General features: G+C 62.1%; 13 protein-coding genes. 4 read left to right on the forward strand and 9 right to left on the reverse strand.

Annotated features, from left to right (window positions below):
• Positions 1–125 precede the first annotated feature (125 nt).
• The 7 genes from iolB to M0D66_RS37320 form a co-directional block, all read right to left on the reverse strand.
• Positions 126–926 (reverse strand): 5-deoxy-glucuronate isomerase, encoded by an 801-nt coding sequence (gene iolB, locus M0D66_RS37290; protein ID WP_211708849.1) that lies wholly within the window; start codon positions 924–926, stop codon positions 126–128.
• The gene (iolE, locus tag M0D66_RS37295) at positions 923–1849 is read right to left on the reverse strand and encodes a myo-inosose-2 dehydratase (protein ID WP_054042245.1); all 927 of its coding nucleotides are present in this window, start codon (positions 1847–1849) and stop codon (positions 923–925) included. Before iolE ends, iolB begins: the two co-directional genes overlap by 4 nt.
• 10 nt (positions 1850–1859) lie before the next feature.
• Complete coding sequence (gene iolD, locus M0D66_RS37300; protein ID WP_266212884.1) at positions 1860–3833, reverse strand: 3D-(3,5/4)-trihydroxycyclohexane-1,2-dione acylhydrolase (decyclizing); 1974 nt, start codon at positions 3831–3833, stop codon at positions 1860–1862.
• Positions 3830–5908 carry a 5-dehydro-2-deoxygluconokinase gene (gene iolC, locus M0D66_RS37305; RefSeq protein WP_266212885.1) on the reverse strand — a complete coding sequence of 693 codons (2079 nt, stop codon included), beginning with the start codon at positions 5906–5908 and terminating at the stop codon, positions 3830–3832. The genes iolD and iolC overlap by 4 nt, the downstream gene beginning before the upstream one ends.
• Before the next feature lie 66 nt (positions 5909–5974).
• Entirely contained in the window at positions 5975–6799 is an 825-nt protein-coding gene (locus tag M0D66_RS37310) for an ATP-binding cassette domain-containing protein (protein WP_200658631.1), read from the reverse strand.
• A 13-nt stretch (positions 6800–6812) separates the two neighbouring features.
• Positions 6813–7988 carry an ABC transporter permease gene (locus M0D66_RS37315; protein ID WP_093647637.1) on the reverse strand — a complete coding sequence of 392 codons (1176 nt, stop codon included), beginning with the start codon at positions 7986–7988 and terminating at the stop codon, positions 6813–6815.
• A 191-nt stretch (positions 7989–8179) separates the two neighbouring features.
• Positions 8180–9226, reverse strand: a complete 1047-nt coding sequence (locus M0D66_RS37320) for a sugar ABC transporter substrate-binding protein (RefSeq protein WP_054042251.1) — start codon at positions 9224–9226, stop codon at positions 8180–8182.
• A 277-nt stretch (positions 9227–9503) separates the two neighbouring features.
• Here M0D66_RS37320 and M0D66_RS37325 point away from each other — a divergent pair, with 277 nt between their 5' ends.
• From M0D66_RS37325 to M0D66_RS37340, 4 genes are all read left to right on the forward strand, one after another.
• A complete protein-coding gene (locus tag M0D66_RS37325; protein ID WP_093647639.1) occupies positions 9504–10385 on the forward strand; it encodes a MurR/RpiR family transcriptional regulator in 882 nt (293 codons plus the stop codon).
• Positions 10378–11394, forward strand: a complete 1017-nt coding sequence (gene iolG / locus M0D66_RS37330) for an inositol 2-dehydrogenase (protein WP_201129945.1) — start codon at positions 10378–10380, stop codon at positions 11392–11394. The genes M0D66_RS37325 and iolG overlap by 8 nt, the downstream gene beginning before the upstream one ends.
• A complete protein-coding gene (locus M0D66_RS37335; protein WP_266212886.1) occupies positions 11394–12434 on the forward strand; it encodes a Gfo/Idh/MocA family oxidoreductase in 1041 nt (346 codons plus the stop codon). The genes iolG and M0D66_RS37335 overlap by 1 nt, the downstream gene beginning before the upstream one ends.
• A gap of 145 nt (positions 12435–12579) precedes the next feature.
• Entirely contained in the window at positions 12580–12807 is a 228-nt protein-coding gene (locus tag M0D66_RS37340) for a sulfurtransferase TusA family protein (RefSeq protein ID WP_054042293.1), read from the forward strand.
• Positions 12808–12946: 139 nt separating this feature from the next.
• Here the strand turns inward: M0D66_RS37340 and galU are convergent, their stop codons facing one another.
• Together galU and M0D66_RS37350 are read right to left on the reverse strand one after the other, a co-directional pair.
• On the reverse strand, positions 12947–13828 hold the full coding sequence (galU, locus tag M0D66_RS37345) for a UTP--glucose-1-phosphate uridylyltransferase GalU (protein WP_054042256.1): 882 nt from the start codon (positions 13826–13828) through the stop codon (positions 12947–12949).
• Positions 13829–13900: 72 nt separating this feature from the next.
• Positions 13901–16780, reverse strand: coding sequence for a valine--tRNA ligase (locus M0D66_RS37350; protein ID WP_200652441.1), 2880 nt, complete (start codon positions 16778–16780; stop codon positions 13901–13903).
• Between the last annotated feature and the right edge of the window lie 169 nt (positions 16781–16949).

Consider the following 16949-nt stretch of genomic DNA (forward strand, 5'->3'; position numbering starts at 1 on the left):
TAAGTGCCGCCCCGCACAGGGGCAACACTAATAGACCACTAACAATTCAAGGAAAAGCCAACGCCCCAGGAACACGGCCAATGCCCCAGGAACACGGCCAATGCCGCCGCAAAAGGCAAAACCCCCTAACTGTCCTTATTAATAATCCACTCATGCGCCGGATCATTCCGAAAATGCCAGGTCCGCTGCCCCCCAGCCATCACATTCAAATAATAAGACTCATACCCATAGGGAACAACAACAGGATGATACCCACGCGGCACCATCACGACGTCGTGATTCTCCACCGCCATCGACTCATCGATATCCCGCATATCCGTATACACACGCTGAAAAGCAAACCCTTGCGGCGGATCGAGCCGATGATAATAAGTCTCTTCGAGCGAACTCTCATGAGGCACGTTATCCGTATCGTGCTTATGCGGCGGATAGCTTGAAGCATGCCCCCCAGGCGTCCGAACCTCGACAACCAGCAAAGACTCCGCAAGCTCAGTCTGCGGAAGAATATCGCATACGTAACGCGTATTCAGCCCCTTCCCACGCGTGGAACGCTTCATCGTAGAAGGCTCGATCAACCTCGCCGGATACGCCCCTTTGCCGGGCGCACTCGCCACACCAACCTCCGCATCGCGACAGGCGCGAACCGTCACCCGCACGCCAGGCGGCAAATACACCGCATACGGCGCGGAATCCTCGAACACGCTATCGCGTGAACCCAGCGAACTCCATTTCGCATCAGCAGTTTCAATATCCACCGCGCCCGTCAGCACGACGACACACACCTCGCGAGACGGCTCAAACACATGCACGACTTCATCCGCGCCTAGCCGGTAAGCCGCAAATCCCACATACCGCCAGCACGCCGACTCAGGCGTCACCCGCGCGATCGTTTGGCCCTCGCGCTGCGCCTTGACCAATAAACTCATGCTGCCTCCTGCTCAGTCCCGCCACCGGCGTCGAGCGGTGCATCGACCAGCGCTCGCAAGGTCCGGAATCCTTTTTGCGCATACTCGTACGATGGCGCCACCACCGGGTCCTGTTCCGCTTCAACCACGAGCCAGCCACGATAGCCATGCCGCTTCAATCGATCGATGATCGCCGGGAAGTTCACCGCGCCATCGCCCGGTACCGTGAAGGCACCAGCGATCACGGCGTCGAGGAAACTCCAGTTGCGATTGCGCGCCAGTTTCATTACCGCGGGCCGTACGTCCTTGCAGTGGACGTGGCACACGCGTCCGATGTGTTTGTCGAGCACCGCGAGCGGATCGCCACCGGCAAACGTGATGTGTCCGGCGTCGAATAGCAGGCCGACGGCGTCGCTCGTGCGCGACATCAGCTGATCGACGTCTGCCGGTGTTTCGACATACGCGCCCATGTGATGATGGTACGCCAGCCGCACGCCGCGGCTCAACGTATAGCGTGCGAATTCATCGACGCGCGCCGCATACGCGGCCCACTGCGCTTCGCTGAAAAAACGCGGGCGTTGATAGAGCGGTTGCGGTGCGCCCTGGATCGAATCGGCGACTTCGCCATAGACCATCGCGGTCGCGCCGTTCTGCGCGAGCAGTTCGAGATGCGGGCCGACGGAGGCGATTTCTTCTTCCACGCTGCGTCGCGCGAGTCGGCCGGAGTACCAGCCGGAGACCAAGGCCAGATCGTATTGGGCCAGCAGCGTTTTCAGCGCCTGCGGCTCGCGCGGAAACTTGTTACCGAGTTCGAAACCCTGGTAGCCGATCTGGCGTCCTTCGGTCAGTGCAACTTCAAGCGGTGTCTCGCCGCCGAGCGAAGGCAGGTCGTCGTTCATCCACGATAAGGGATTGATGCCGATACGTACGTCGAAAGCAGTCATGCGGGCGTCCTCATTCGTTGTCGATGTGGCCGGGGCGGTCGCTGGGGTCGGTGGGCGCCGCGCGGGCGGCGAGTTGCGCGTCGTATTGCGAGCGCGCAGCGCGCACGGTGTCGCGCGCCGATACTTCGGGCACGGCGACCTCCCACCACCAGCCGCCGTCGTTCGTGGTGCGGGCGGGATCGGTGTCGATACTGATCACGTAGGTGCGATCGGCGGCGCGCGCTCGTTGCAGCGCGTCTTCAAGTTCGGCGATGTTCGCGACGTGTTCGGCCTCCGCGCCGAGCGCGCGTGCATGGGCGGCGAAGTCGATCTTCGGCGCGCCGAGCGGCCCCTGCATGCAGTCATCGAGCAAGTTGTTAAACGGTGCGCCACCGCAAGCCTGCTGCAGGCGGTTGATGCAGCCGTAGCCGCGATTGTCGAGCACCACCACGATCAGCTTCGCGCCGATCATCACCGAAGTCGCGATCTCGCTGTTCATCATCAGATAGCTGCCGTCGCCGAGCATTACGATCACTTCACGCGCGGGCCGTGCGAGCTTGGCGCCGAGGCCGCCGGCAATCTCGTAGCCCATGCATGAGTAGCCGTATTCGACGTGATACGCGCCCGGTTTGCCGGCGCGCCACAGCTTGTGCAATTCGGCCGGCAAGGTGCCCGCTGCGCACACGACGATATCGTCCGTCGCGGAACGCGCGCTCGAACGCTGCACCGCGCCGATCACGTCGCCTTCATACGGCAGCACGGTGTCGCGTTGCGGCGCATGCGTGAGCGTGCTCACGGTGTCGCGCCAGCTCGCCGCGAGTTTGTGTGCGCGCGCGGTCCATGTACGGTCCGCGTGCCAGCCTTGCATGGATTCGGCGAGCGCATCCAGCGCAAGACGTGCGTCGGCCTCGACCACCAGCGCGCGATGCTTGAGGCCGTCGAACGGATTCGCGTTGATGCCGATCACGTCGGCCTGCGTGAACAACGTGTTCGAGCCGGTCGTGAAGTCCTGCAAGCGGGTGCCGATTGCCAGCACGCAGTCTGCATCGTGGGCGAGTGCATTGGCGGCGGGTGAGCCGGTCACGCCCAACGCGCCAGCGTTCAGCGGATCGTTCCATGCGAGTGAACCTTTGCCCGCCTGCGTTTCGGCCACCGGAATGCCGTGCGCGGCGGCGAAGCGGTGCAGCGCGTCGGTCGCACGGCCATAGAGTACCCCGCCGCCCGCGACGATCAATGGACGCTTGGCGCGGCGCAGATGGGCAATTGCCGCGTTGATATCGTCAGCGCGCGGCGCGGGGGAGTGGAACGTGACGACGCGCGGCGTAAAGAAGTCGGCCGGGAAATCCCACGCTTGCGCTTGCACGTCCTGCGGCAGCGCGAGCGTGACAGGGCCGCACAACGCGGCGTCGGTGAGCACACGCAGGGCGCGCGGCAACGCATTGAGCAATTGCGCCGGGTGCACGATGCGGTCGAAGTAGCGCGACACCGGTTTGAACGCATCGTTGGCAGAGACGCCGCCATCGTGGAAATCTTCAACCTGCTGCAACACTGGATCGGGCGCGCGCGAAACGAACACGTCGCCGGGTAACAACAGCACGGGCAGACGGTTCACATGCGCGAGCGCGGCCGCGGTGACCAGATTGGTCGCGCCGGGGCCGATCGACGTCGTGACGGCCATCATACGGCGACGGAAATGCGCCTTCGCATAGGCAATCGCGCTGTGCGCCATCGCCTGTTCGTTGTGAGCGCGCAGTGTGGGCAACGCCTCGCGGTGCTGATACAAGGCTTCGCCTATTCCGGCCACATTGCCGTGCCCGAAGATCGCGAATACGCCGCCAAAGAGCGGCTCGGTGCCGCTGCCGTCTTCCGTCGTGACGCGTTGTGCGGCGAGGTAGCGGACCAACGCCTGGGCGGTCGTCAGGCGGACGGTGCCGCCCGACGGCGCGTGGGCCTGGGTGGCGTCGTTGGCGGACGCCGCATCGTGATGCAATACGCGCTGGTTCATGCCGCCTGCTCCTGATGTGCATGGTCCGCCGTGGTGGGCTGCGTGCTTGTCGTTCCACGCGTCGCACGCCACGACGCGATCAGCGTTTCGAATGTGCGGCGCACGCGCGCGATCAGCTCATCGTCGCCGATCTCACCGGCGAGCCACGCATGGCTCGGCTCGTGAAAGATCGTGCGACCCACGGTAAAGCCGCGGCATGTCGCCGATTGCGCCGCCGCGCGAAAGCCCTCGTTCAATTGCTCGACACCCGCTGACAAACCGAGCAACACCACGCCCCGGCAGTACGGATCGCGCTCGGCGATCAGCGCGTCGACGGCTTGCCATTGCGCGGCGTCCATCGGTTCGAGTTTCCACCATTCCGGATAGATGCCGATGTTGTACAGCCGCTTCAACGCGCGATAGACGATGTCCGGTGCTTGCGGCAGATGCGCGTGTTTCGGCGGAATCACTTCGAGTAGCAATTCGTGGCCGCTTGCTTGTGTCGCGTCGTAAAGCGCACGCAGCTGCGCTTCCTGTTCGAGGCGTTGTTCGATCGGTTCGTCGGGATGGAATTGCACGAGGCACTTCGCAATGTGTTCCTGCGGCCATGCAATCAGCGTCGTGCCGATCGAGCGTCCGTGGTCGAACACGAGCGGCACGGAACCGGGCAGCTCAACCGGCCGGCCGATCCACCAGCCGCGTCCGGTGGCGGCGTTCAATGCGTCCTGACCGTAGCGGTCGTCGCTCAGGATGCCGATGCGGCCTTGTAGCCCCAAGGCGGCTTCCGTCTGCGCGACAGCTTCGACAAACAGGCCCTTCAGTTGCACGATACGCGCTTCGTCGGCGCCGGTCTGCTGCGCGAGTTCGAAGAACTGATTGCGATGGTCGAACGCGAAGCCGAGTACTTCGTCCCATTGTTTGCGGGCAGGGGACACACGATGCAGGCGTGCGAGCGTTGCGTCGCGGTCGGGACGGCGCATGCGTTGCGGATCGGCCTTGGCTTCGCGCAGGAAGTAGTCCAGTTCGGCGGGCGTCGGCATTGCAGGCGCACAGCCGTGACGCGACACGACCAGCGCGCCGCTTGCATTCGCCGCACGGGCGCACGCTTCGAGTGGCTGATCGCGCAACCATCCGGAGAGAAAGCCCGAGGCGAATGCATCGCCCGCGCCGAGTACGTTGAGCACTTCGACTTCCACGCCGCCGTGAATAGGCAAATCGTCGAGCGTTGCGGGTACTTTGCCGTCGATGATCTGGCAGCCCATCGGCCCGCGCTTCAGAACCAGCGTGGCCGGCGTCACAGCGCGCACCATCGCGAGTGCGTCGACGAGCTCGGTCTTGCCGCCGGCGATGCGAAACTCCTCCTCAGTGCCGATCACCAGATCGAACAACGGCAGGATGCGCTGCAGGTGGGCCGTTACGCCTTCGCTCGCGACGAAACGGGTTTCGCCATCCGCCTTGCCCGTGAGGCCCCACAACACCGGGCGATAGTCGATATCGAGCACGGTGCGCACGTTATTGCGGCGCGCATAATCCAGCGCGCGGCGGCTCGTGCGATTCACCTGCTCGGTCGAAAAGTGCGTGCCGGTAATCAGCAACGCTTTCGACGACGCAATGTACGCCTCGTCGAAATCCGCCTCATCTACCGCCATATCCGCGCAGTTCTCGCGATAGAAGATCAGCGGGAAGGTATCGCGATCTTTCAGGCCGAGCAGAACGAGGGCGGTCAGGCGTTCCTGATCGACGCGGACATGACTGACGTCACAGCCTTCCTTCGTCAAGGTCTCGGTGAGAAAGCGCCCCATGTGATCGTTGCCGACACGCGCGAGCATCGACGATGCAAGCCCGAGCCGCGCGCAACCGAACGCGATATTCGCCGATGAACCGCCAAGATACTTCGCGAAGCTCGACACGTCTTCGAGTCGCGCGCCGACCTGCTGCGCGTACAGATCGACGGCAAGACGGCCAAGACAGACGATGTCGCGGCTGCGGTCCGGTGCGAAACGGCTGGCCGTTGTCGCTGACGTTGCCCCTGAAGCGGAAGTGAGCCCGCCACCGTTCACAATCCCGGTCCCGCTGGATGTGCTGGAATGATTCATGAATATTCCTGAATAGCTGAGCGCGGGCGTGAGGCGCAACATGCGCCGGAAGCCCGCGCGAATGAATCAGATCGTCGCGCCGTCGAGTTCGCCGATCATCTTCTGCATTTCGGCGCCGCCGGCCATCATGTCGAGTACTTCGTCCTTGCTGATGGTGTCCTTCGTGAACGTGCCGAGCGATTTGCCGCGATTGAGCAGCGTGAACGAATCGCCGATCGGATAGGCGTGGTGCACGTTGTGCGTGATGAAGATCACCGAGATGCCTTTTGCACGCGCCGTGTGAATCAGTTTCAGCACGTTGAAGCTCTGCTTGACGCCGAGCGCGGCAGTCGGCTCGTCGAGAATCAGCACGCGTGCGCCGAAGTGAATCGCTCGCGCGATCGCAAGGCACTGCTTCTCGCCGCCGGACATCGTTCCAATCGGCTGATGCGGGTCGCGCACGTTGATGCCCATTTCGGCGAGCTTGTCGCGTGCGGTGGTGGCGCTGGTTTCGAGGTCCATCACGTTGATGAAACCGAACAGTTTCTTCTGAGGCTCGCGGCCCATAAAGAAGTTGCGTGCAACCGAGAGCAACGGCACCAGCGCCAGATCCTGATAGACGGTGGCGATGCCGAGATCGAGCGCATCTTTCGGCGACTCGAACAGCACCGGTTTGCCATCCACCAGATATTGACCGGAGGAGGGGCGATGCACGCCGGCGAGCGTCTTGATCAATGTCGATTTACCCGCGCCGTTGTCGCCGAGCAGGCAATGCACTTCGCCGCGCTTCAGACGCAAGGTCACGCCGCTTAGCGCGATGACCTGGCCGAAGTACTTGCTGACGTCTTCGAGTGCGAGGATCACGTCGTCCTGCGGCTTGGCCGCGGTGTTCACGGTATTCGTATCGGACATGGTCGTCTCCTCGTTACGATTGCGCGACGCGGCGGCGCACGTAGTGATTGAACAGCACGGCGATCAGCAGCATCACGCCGAGGAACACGCGGAACCAGTCGGAATCGACATTCGTATAGGTGATACCGATCTGCACGACGCCGAAGATCAATGCGCCGAAGCAGGCGCCGATAACCGAGCCGTAGCCGCCGGTCAGCAGCGTGCCGCCGATCACCGCCGCGATGATGGCTTCGAATTCAGCCTGCAAGCCACGGTCAGCCGCGGCCGAGCCGATGTCGCACACTTGCAGCACGGCGAAGAGGCACGCGCAAAACGCGGTCAGCACGAACAGCGAAATCTTCACGCGCCGCACCGGCACGCCGACGTTCTTTGCTGCGTTGGCGTCGCCGCCCACCGCGAAAATCCAGTTGCCGAAACGGGTCTTGGCGAGGGTGAAGGCACAGACCGCGGCCAACGCGAACCACCAGAGCAGCACTTTCGGAATACCCGGCACGAGCGGGTTGCCGTTATCGAGCAGCTTCACGACCCCGATGTGCCCCAGCCAGACGAACAGGCCCTTGAACGCGACGCCCTGGAACAGGGTATGGGCGAGCCAGTCGTGAGCGGCGACGTCGCCCACGCCGGAGATGATCGTGCGGTCGGCGAACATGACCGACAGGGCCAGCGTGAGCCCGCGCAGGATGAACAGGAACGCCAGCGTCACGATGAATGACGGCAGCCGTGTACGCATCACCAGATAGCCGTTGAGTGCGCCGAGCAGCATCGATCCGGCGAACGCGAACACGATCGACAAGGCAATCGGCCAATGGAAGTACATCGTGGGCAGCGCGACCATCATGCCCGAGAAGCCGATCATCGAACCGATCGACAGATCGAATTCACCGGCGATCATCAACAGGCATGCACCGACTGCAATCAGGCCGAGATACGCGGCCACTTGCGACCAGTTCATCACGCCGTCGAGGTTGAACATGCCGGAGTTGCCGGCGGCAATTCCAAACACGAGGAACACCATCACTGTGCCGGCGAGGGCGGCGAATTCCGGACGGTTCAGCAGGTGCCGGAACCACGATTCCTGGCGCACGCGCTCATCGGCCGCCCCGGGTGCACCGCCGGACGTTGACGTCGTCGCGGTGTTCGAAGGGGGCTGCTTGCGGGGATGAGGGTGGAAGGGGTTGGCTACGCCCATTGAAGCTCTCCTTGATGCGCCCGGCTTTTCGCAGTCATCAAAGGACTGCAATCGGACCGCATGGCGCGTAATGCACGTAAAACGTGGTGAATGCAGGCGTGGGGCGGCCTGGCCAGTTGCGGCCGGCCGCGTCCACTTTCTTCATACCTGCCGGAACGGTTCTCCCGTGTCCGTACGTCCAGCGAAATGCGTTAGCGGTACTGCCCTGCGTACTTGACCACCTTGTCGATGTTGGCCTTGGTGATGAAACCCGGGCCGGAACCGATATTGCGCGGCCCATAGGCGGGCTGCAGGCCGTACGTGGTGAGACGTTGCTGGAACTTCGGATTGGCCTGCAGGATCTGGCGGATCTTCGCCGGATCTGTGGTGTGTTCCTTCTTCACGATGGCCAGTACGGCAACCGGGATATAGCCCTGCAGGTAGGGTTGCTGGTCGATGGCGAACTGGATCGTGCCGTCCTGGATGCCCTTGGCGATGTCATTGTCGAAGTCGAACGTCGCGAACCAGACTTTGCCGGCGAGGCCCATCTGCTGCAGCGCCTTCATCGTCGGCGCAGCCGACAGCGGACCGAGCGTGAGCACCGCCTGGGTGTTCGGGTGATTGCGCAGATACGCGCTCACTTTCGATTGCACACCAGTCGGGTCCTGGCCCGCGTCGAGCGTGGAGGACTTGAAGTCGACCCCGATCGCCTCGGCAAAGCCGCGGCAGCGTTCGAACGAAGCCGGGTTGGTTGCGTAGTGGTTCACGCACAGGAACGACTTGATGCCCGCTGCCTTCGCTTTCTGGCCCGCCGCTTTGCCCGCGGCGTATTCAGGCTGACCGACGTGCATGATCGCGCCAAGCTGCGCGCTTTGCTCCTCAGTGCCGGAATTGATCGTGACGAGCGGAATGTGCTTCTCGGTGACCTTGGCGAGCGAACTCTTGAGCACGTCGAAGTCGGCGATGGAAACGATCACGCCGTCGTAGTTGCGCGCGGCGGCCTGTTCGACGAGGCGCGCCATATCGGCGATGTCGCCGTTCGGCGGATTGCGGTAGTCGGTCTCGACGTTGAAATCCTCGTCGGCCTGTTTGATGGCGTTCTTGATGGTGTTCCACCACGAATCCGAATCCGGCGCGTGGCTGATCAGCACGAAGTGAGCGTCAGCCGCGCGGGCGGCCGACGCCGCACCGAATCCCGTCGCCAACGTCAATGCCGCCACCAGAATCCTGAGCGTAGCCTTGCCCTTGCAAAGTCTCATTGTCTCCACCTTTCTCGGTCTGTCGTTATTGAAGGGAGCGTCTGGCGGGCGGCTTTCCGATTGCGTGCGTTGCGGCAGACGTCAGCCGATGCACCATCGCTCACGACCAAGATTAGGCCATCTTCCGAAGCGTTGCAATGAAAATTTCATGACAAATAAAAATGGAAAATACATTCCATTTGACGGGGCGCCTGCCTATAATCGGCAGCGTCAGGATGCCGTGTGGCGCGCGCTGGAAGCGTCTTCTGCACTGCAATAAAGCAACGAAGAGAGAGCCATGGCGGAAGAGAGCACCGAAGACTTGCCGAGCGTCGAAGAATTGATGCAACGCATCGCGGAAAACTACGAGGCGCTGCCGCGGCAATTGAAGAATGTCGCGACGTATATCGAGCAGCATCGCTCGAGCGTGATGGTGGATCGCACCAGCGATATCGCCGCGAGTTGCGGCGTGCATCCGTCCGCGGTGGTGCGTTTTGCGCAGCGCTTCGGCTTTTCCGGTTTCTCCGATCTGCAGGCGGTGTTTCGTCAGGCGTACACGGGCCAGGGGACGTCCTCGCCGAGCTATCAGCAGCGGATTCGCAAGCTGATCGACGAGAAGCCCGGTGCGTTGTCCGGCGGCTCCGTGGCGCGCGAATTCATCGCGGCCTCGCGCGGCGGTCTTGAAGAACTCGAAGCCGGCCTCGACGACCAGCAGTTCGACGCCGCCGTGAAGATGCTGCAGCAGGCCGACAACATCTACGTGATCGGCGTGCGGCGTTCGTTTCCGGTGGCAAGCTACATCGTCTACGCGTTGCAGCACACCCCCAAGCGCGTGCATCTGGTATCCGGCTTTGGTGGCATGTACCGCGAACAGATTCGCAGCGTGAAGAAGAGCGACGTGGTGATCGCGATCAGCTTCGCGCCGTATGGCAAGGAAACGCAGTACTGCCTGCGGGTGGCGCATCACCATCAGGCGAAGACGCTGGTTATTACGGATAGCCAACTATCACCGCTGGCGCGTTATGCGACCACCCAACTGTATGTGAAAGAGGGCAGCGCGTTTGCGTTCCGCTCGCTGACCAGCACGATCTGTTTGTGCCAGGCGTTGTTTATCGCGCTCGCGTACAAGCTCGAACTGAACGTAGAAGAATCCAAAGAGACTGGAGGATACGATGACTGAGGCGGTAAAGACGATCGACGTAGCAGTATTCGGTGCGGGACGTATCGGCAAGATTCATGCGGCGAATCTGGCGCGGCAACCGGGCGTGCGGCTCAAGTATGTGGTCGATGTGAATCGCGAGGCGGCCGCGGCGCTCGCTGCAGAACATGGCGCGCAGGTTGCGGATATCGACGGCGCGATGGGCGATGCATCGATCGGCGCGACGGTGATCTGTTCGAGTACGGACACGCACGCGGATCTGATCATGAAATCGGCTGCACAGAAGAAGCATGTGTTCTGCGAGAAGCCGGTCGATCTGACTTTGGAACGGGCACGTGCCTGCGCCGAAGCGGTGGAGCGCGCGGGCGTGGTCTGCATGATCGGTTTTCAGCGCCGCTTCGATCCGACCTTTTCCGCGTTGAAAGCGCGCATCGATGCGGGCGAAATCGGCACGCCGGAAATGCTGGTGGTGACGAGCCGTGATCCGGGCGCACCGCCGGTCGAGTACATCAAGCACTCGGGCGGCATCTTCAAGGACATGCTGATTCACGACTTCGACATCTTCCGCTGGATTCTGGACGACGAAGCCGACACGCTGCACGCCACGGGTAGTTGCCTTTCGGATCCGGCGATTGCCGAAGCGGGCGATATCGATTCGACCGCGGTGACGATCCGCACGAAGCACGGACGTCTGTGCCAGATCAATACCGCGCGACGCGCGGCCTATGGGTATGACCAGCGTTTCGAAGTGCTCGGCAGCACCGGCATGCTGCAGGCGGGCAATGTGCGACCCACCGAGGTCACCGCGTACTCAAAAACCGAAGTGTCGAGCGACGTGCCCGAGGCATTTTTCCTCGAGCGCTATCGTGCGGCGTACGCACTGGAAATCGCGCATTTCTTCGACGCGGTCACGCACGGCAAACCGGTACGAACCACCGTCGCCGACGGTCTGAAAGCGCTCGAACTCGCCGACGCCGCGACGCGCTCGTGGCGCGAGGGTCGCGCGGTGAAACTCGGGGAGGCATTGTGATGAATGCGACGACTGGGCGACTTCGTTTGGGTGTGGTGGGCTTGGGACGGTTGGGCAAGCGCCACGCGGAAAATCTGGCGTATCGCGTGCCGGGTGCGACGCTCGTGGCCGCTTGCAGTCCGGTGGAAGAGGAGAGGGCGTGGGCGCGCGAGACTTTACCCGAACCGCGTCTCTACGCCGACTATGCGGACCTGCTCGCCGATCGCGACGTGGACGCGGTGTGGCTTGTCACGCCGTCGTCCTTGCACGCGCAGCAGATTATCGATGCATTGCGCGCCGGCAAACATGTGTTCTGCGAGAAGCCGCTGTCGCTGGATCTCGCCGAGTGCGAGCGCGTCTTGGTTGAAGCCGCGCGCTATCCGCATCTGCAGGCCACCATCGGCTTCATGCGGCGTTTCGATCCGAGCTACAAGGATGCGTTCGACAAGATCGAAGCCGGCAAGATCGGACGGCCGTTTCTGGTGCGCTCGCAAACCACCGATCAGAACGACACCAACGGTTTCTTCGTGCGTTTCTCGGCGACCTCCGGTGGGATCTTTCTGGATTGCACGGTGCATGACATCGACGTCGCGCGCTGGCTGCTTGGCAAACCGCGCGCCAAACGCGTGTTTGCGGCGGGCGCGGTCGCATTGCACGAGGGGCTGCGGGAATTCGGCGACGTCGATAACGGCGTGGCGATCTGCGAATTCGAGGATGGCAAGCTCGCGATGTTCTACGCGTCGCGCACGCAAGCTCACGGTAACGACACGCATAGCGAGGTGATCGGCACGGCCGGCGCGCTGGCAATTGGCCACAATCCGCGTGCAAATCGCGTCGAGATCTACGATGCGACGGGCATTCGCAACGAATGCACGCCGACCTTCTTCGATCGCTTCGAGGACGCGTTTTTGCATGAGGCGCGCGCCTTCGTGGCGGCAGTGCAGGGCGGCGCGGGATCGAGTGCGCAAGCAGGCGCCACACTGGCCGACGCGCTCGAAGCGACGCGGATCGGCATGGCACTGCGGCAGTCGCTGCAGAGCGGAGAGGCGGTCACGTTGTAGCGCCCAAGGCACCAAAGCGCCGCCGGATGACGGAAATCGACATGACAGCGTCACTTCCGGCGGCTAAACGACACCTGCTGTAGAATTTGACCCTCTGTCCGGCGTCGCTTATGACGCCTCATCCCGAAGGTCATCGTCGATGCAAATTCAGGTTCACAAGGAAGTCGATGCGCGCGGGCTGATGTGCCCGCTGCCCATCTTGCGCGCCAAGAAGGCGCTCGCCGACATGGAAAGCGGCCAGATTCTCAAGGTGTTAGCCACCGACCCGGGCTCGCAGCGTGATTTCGCCGCATTCGCGAAGCAAACCGGCAACGAAATCGTCGAAAGCTCGTCGCACGACAAGGTTTTCACGTTTCTGATGAAGCGTCGCTGAAACACGAACGAAAATACCAAACAAAAGGCGCTGTGCCCGCAATTGCGGGGCACAGCGCCTTTTTTACGTCTGACTAACCTGACTACTGCTTAACGCGAGAGGCTAACAGCGCAAGGGTTCTGCGCGGCTGTCCCGTTGCTCAGCCTTCCAGCACCGGCGAACGGGTACGCAGATATTCTTCGAAATCGGCTGCCACTTCCGGGTGACGCAACGCGAACTCGACCGTCGCTTTCAGATAACCCAGCTTGCTGCCGCAGTCGAAACGCGTGCCGTGGTACTTGTACGCCAGCACTTGCTCATCGGCGAGCAGCGACTGAATCGCGTCCGTCAGCTGCAATTCGCCGCCTGCGCCCGGCTTCAGCGCACGCAGATGTTCGAAAATACGCGGCTTTAGCACATAGCGGCCCACCACGCCGAGATTCGACGGTGCGACGTCCGGCTCCGGCTTTTCGACGATGCCCGACATTTTGATGATCGAGTCTTCCCACTCCTTGCCGTCGACGATACCGTACGACTTCGTCTCCGAGTGCGGGATCTCTTCGACACCGATCACCGAGCTGTGATAGTGGTCGAACACCTCGATCATCTGCGTCATGACGGGCGGCTTGCCGTACAGCAAGTCGTCCGCGAGGATGACGGCGAACGGGTTGTCGCCCACCAGCTTTTCGGCGCACATCACCGCGTGGCCGAGGCCCAGCGCTTCCGGCTGACGTACGTAGAAACAGTCCACATGGCTCGGCTTGATGCTGCGCACCAATTCCAGCAGCTTGTCCTTGCCGCGCGCCTGGAGTTCGGCCTCGATTTCGTATGACTTATCGAAATGGTCCTCGATCGCGCGCTTGCTGCGGCCCGTCACAAAGATCATTTCGGTGATGCCGGCCGCCATTGCCTCTTCCACCGCGTATTGAATCAGCGGCTTGTCGACGATCGGCAGCATCTCCTTCGGGCTTGCCTTCGTGGCAGGGAGGAACCGGGTGCCAAGACCTGCTACCGGAAAAACCGCTTTTGTAACTTTTAGCATGTGATTACCCTGAATCCTCTGGTTTAGCTTTGCGCCCCGTCAGCCCGCAACGGGGCGGACAAGGCGCGTCGATCAGGCCGGCAAACGCGCCAACTGGGCTTTCAGCTTGCCGATAGTGGTTTCGAATTCTGCCAGCCTTTTCTGCTCCTGCTCAACGACTGCCGGTGGCGCCTTAGCCACAAAGCTTTCATTCTGCAATTTGGCATTGCACTTGATGACTTCCGTGCCAAGCCGCGCAATCTCCTTCGACAGACGCTCGCGTTCCACCGCAACGTCGATTTCCACCTTCAGCACAAGCTTGTCATTCCCTACGATAGCAATTGGCGCGCCATCTGCCTGCGCGTCCAGCGTTGCCTCGTCGGCAATGATCTGCACCTCCGACAAACGGGCCAATGCCTGAGCGTACGGAGCGAAAGTTGCGAGGCGCTCCGCGTTGCCGGTAGCGAGCAACGGCACCTTGACCGCCGGCGACAGATTCATCTCGCCACGCAGATTCCGGCACGCATCGATCACTGCTTTCAGGTCGGCCGCCCATTGCTCAGCGTCTTCGTCAATCTTCGACGGCTCCGCAACGGGGTAGGGCTGCACCATGATGGACGCTTCGCCCTCGGCTTTGCCTTCGGGATAACGTCCAGCCAACGGCGCAACTTTTTGCCACAGCGCTTCGGTGATGAACGGAATCACGGGATGCGCGAGGCGCAACACCGTCTCGAGCACGCGCAGCAGCGTGCGGCGCGTTGCGCGCTGCTGGTTCGGCTGACCCGTCTGGATCTGAACCTTGGCGAGTTCGAGATACCAGTCACAGTATTCGTCCCATACGAACTTGTATAGGGCGTTGGCCACATTGTCAAAACGATAGTCGGCGAAACCCTTGGCGACTTCCGCTTCCACGCGCTGCAGGCGCGAGACGATCCAGCGATCGGCCGCCGAGAAATTCAGATGGCCGTCCGGACCGCATTCGCCGCATTGCTCCGGCTTGCCGAAACCGCAATCGTGGCCTTCGCAGTTCATCAGCACGAAGCGGGTGGCATTCCACAGCTTGTTGCAGAAGTTGCGATAGCCTTCGCAGCGCGCGAGGTCGAAGTTGACGTTGCGGCCGAGCGTGGCCATCGACGCCATCGTGAAGCGCAGCGCGTCCGTGCCGAACGCCGGAATGCCGTCCGGGAATTCCTTGCGGGTTTTCTTTTCGATCGACGCAGCCTGCTTCGGATTCATCAGGCCGGTGGTGCGCTTGGCGACCAGCGCGTCGAGGTCGATGCCGTCGACGATATCGATCGGGTCGAGCGTGTTGCCCTTGCTCTTCGACATCTTCTGGCCTTCGGCGTCGCGCACCAGACCGTGCACGTAGACCGTGTCGAACGGCACCTTGCCGGTGAAGTGCGTGGTCATCATGACCATGCGCGCGACCCAGAAAAAGATGATGTCGAAACCGGTGACCAGCACCGACGAAGGCATGAAATGCTTCAGCTCCGGCGTCTCGGCAGGCCAGCCGAGCGACGAGAACGGCACCAGCGCCGACGAGAACCACGTGTCGAGCACGTCTTCATCGCGTTTGAGCGGGCCCGTGTAACCAGCTTCCGCGGCCTTCTCGCGCGCGCCTTCTTCGGTCTTGGCGACGAAGATTTCGCCGTTTTCGCCGTACCACGCCGGGATCTGATGGCCCCACCAGAGTTGGCGCGAGATACACCAGTCCTGGATATTTTCGAGCCACTGGTAGTACGTGGTGGACCAGTTTTCCGGCACGAACTTGATTTCGCCGCTGCGAACCACGTCCAACGCCGTTTCGGCGATCGATTTGCCCGGATTGAAGGTGCCCTCCGGCGCCGGCTTGCTCATGGCGACGAACCATTGGTCCGTCAGCATCGGCTCGATCACGACGCCCGTGCGGTCGCCGCGCGGCACCATCAGCTTATGCGGCTTGACTGATTCGAGCGCGCCGAGCGCTTCGAGGTCGGCCACGACCTCTTTGCGGGCTGCGAAACGGTCCTGGCCGCGATATTTTTCCGGCGCGTTGTCATTGATCTTCGCGTCGAGCGTGAGGATCTCGATCATCGGCAGCTTGTGGCGCAGGCCGACCTGATAGTCGTTGAAATCGTGCGCGGGCGTGACCTTGACCACGCCGGTGCCGAATTCGCGGTCGACGTAGTCGTCGGCGATGATCGGGACTTCGCGGCCGGAGAGCGGCAGCGTGACCGTCTTGCCGATCAGGTGCGCATAACGCTCGTCTTCCGGATGGACCATCACGGCGGTATCGCCGAGCATGGTTTCCGGGCGCGTGGTGGCGACCGTCAGATGGCCCGAGCCGTCCGTGAGCGGGTACTGGATGTGCCAGAGGTGGCCGTTTTCTTCTTCGCTGACCACTTCGAGATCGGAGACGGCGGTGAGCAGCACCGGATCCCAGTTCACGAGGCGCTTGCCGCGGTAGATCAGGCCTTGTTCATACAGGCGTACGAACACGTCGCGTACGGCGGCCGACATTTTGTCGTCCATCGTGAAGTATTCGCGCGACCAGTCGATCGACGCGCCGAGGCGGCGCACCTGATTCGTGATGGTCGAGCCGGATTCCTGCTTCCATTCCCAGACGCGTTCGGTGAACTTTTCGCGGCCGAGGTCATGACGGGAGACGCCTTTCGCATCCAGTTGGCGTTCGACGACGATTTGCGTGGCGATGCCCGCGTGGTCCGTGCCCGGCACCCAGAGGGTGTTTTCACCGAGCATGCGGTGATAGCGGGTGAGGCCGTCCATGATCGTCTGGTTGAACGCGTGGCCCATGTGGAGGGTGCCGGTGACGTTCGGCGGCGGCAACTGGATCGAGAAGTCTTTCTTGTTTTCGTCGAAGGTGGCCTTTGCGTAGGCGCGCTTTTCCCATTCGGGGCCCCAGTGGGCCTCGATGGTGTGGGGCTCGAAGCTTTTGGCAAGTGTGGAGGTGGGGTCGCTCGGGGTCTCGCTCATTTCTGTCCGTCTGCTGGTGGATGCAAAGAATGTTCAATTATAAGCGGCGATGCCGGTGGGGGCCCCTGGGGGGCGGTTTTTGCCTGCGGGGCGCTTGTTTGTCAGTGCTCCAGAGGCTTTGGCCTTTCCTTGCATTGTTAGTGGTCTATTAGCGTTGCCCCTGTGCGGG

The sequence above is a fragment of the Paraburkholderia sp. SECH2 genome (assembly GCF_030464795.1).
GTDB lineage: Bacteria > Pseudomonadota > Gammaproteobacteria > Burkholderiales > Burkholderiaceae > Paraburkholderia > Paraburkholderia aspalathi.

What these genes read in the sequence shown, in the direction of transcription:
- M0D66_RS37350 (WP_200652441.1), bottom strand. Translation starts at nt 16,780, where the DNA reads ATGAGCGAGACCCCGAGCGACCCCACCTCCACACTTGCCAAAAGCTTC.
- M0D66_RS37335 (WP_266212886.1), top strand. Translation starts at nt 11,394, where the DNA reads ATGAATGCGACGACTGGGCGACTTCGTTTGGGTGTGGTGGGCTTGGGA.
- M0D66_RS37325 (WP_093647639.1), top strand. Translation starts at nt 9,504, where the DNA reads ATGGCGGAAGAGAGCACCGAAGACTTGCCGAGCGTCGAAGAATTGATG.
- iolE (WP_054042245.1), bottom strand. Translation starts at nt 1,849, where the DNA reads ATGACTGCTTTCGACGTACGTATCGGCATCAATCCCTTATCGTGGATG.
- iolC (WP_266212885.1), bottom strand. Translation starts at nt 5,908, where the DNA reads ATGAATCATTCCAGCACATCCAGCGGGACCGGGATTGTGAACGGTGGC.
- iolG (WP_201129945.1), top strand. Translation starts at nt 10,378, where the DNA reads ATGACTGAGGCGGTAAAGACGATCGACGTAGCAGTATTCGGTGCGGGA.
- iolD (WP_266212884.1), bottom strand. Translation starts at nt 3,833, where the DNA reads ATGAACCAGCGCGTATTGCATCACGATGCGGCGTCCGCCAACGACGCC.
- galU (WP_054042256.1), bottom strand. Translation starts at nt 13,828, where the DNA reads ATGCTAAAAGTTACAAAAGCGGTTTTTCCGGTAGCAGGTCTTGGCACC.
- M0D66_RS37310 (WP_200658631.1), bottom strand. Translation starts at nt 6,799, where the DNA reads ATGTCCGATACGAATACCGTGAACACCGCGGCCAAGCCGCAGGACGAC.
- M0D66_RS37320 (WP_054042251.1), bottom strand. Translation starts at nt 9,226, where the DNA reads ATGAGACTTTGCAAGGGCAAGGCTACGCTCAGGATTCTGGTGGCGGCA.
- iolB (WP_211708849.1), bottom strand. Translation starts at nt 926, where the DNA reads ATGAGTTTATTGGTCAAGGCGCAGCGCGAGGGCCAAACGATCGCGCGG.
- M0D66_RS37315 (WP_093647637.1), bottom strand. Translation starts at nt 7,988, where the DNA reads ATGGGCGTAGCCAACCCCTTCCACCCTCATCCCCGCAAGCAGCCCCCT.